A 590-nucleotide genomic window follows, 5' to 3' on the forward strand; every position below is an offset into this window, starting at 1 on the left:
TATGATTCGCTTCATGCGTTCCGCACAGAAATGAACCGGCTGGCCTCTCTGCTGCCAGAATATGAGCTGGTGATGGGGATGGAAGGTGTCGGAAAAATCACAGGACCGCAGTTGATGGCTGAGGTTGGTGATGTCCGCCGTTTTTCGCACAAAGGTGCTCTGGTTGCATACGCTGGTGTGGACGCACCACCGTATCAATCCGGTACATTCGATGCAAAGAATCGTCATGTTTCAAAGCGCGGTTCACCTCACTTGCGTAAGGTGCTGTTTGAGATCGCCTCCATGATTCTTGTTCACGGAAACCCTGACAATTCTGTATTCTGCTTCATGGATAAGAAACGAGCGGAGGGAAAGCATTTCTATGTCTATACTGTGGCCGGAGCTGCAAAGTTCCTGCGGATTTATTATGCAAGAGTAAAAGAATATCTGAACACTCAAGAAATCGCTTGACTCTGCTGTAAATACGAAACCTCAAAGTCATAAAACCCTCAGGTCTGCAATTTTTACTTTGTTGCAGGTCTGTTTTGTTATGCTCATTTTCAGATATCCGATTTTTCATTTTGGGGCTTGACACCTATTAGCAGGTTTGC

Annotated in this window: 1 protein-coding gene; it reads left to right on the top strand. The window is 45.9% G+C overall.

What is annotated here, in order from left to right:
* A partial coding sequence (locus ACTQ33_RS17125) for a transposase (protein ID WP_441465692.1) occupies positions 1-450 on the top strand: 450 nt, incomplete at its 5' end.
* Positions 451-590 lie beyond the last annotated feature (140 nt).

Source organism: Candidatus Avoscillospira sp. LCP25S3_F1, from assembly GCF_052117125.1.
Taxonomy (GTDB): Bacteria; Bacillota; Clostridia; order Oscillospirales; family Oscillospiraceae; genus Avoscillospira_A.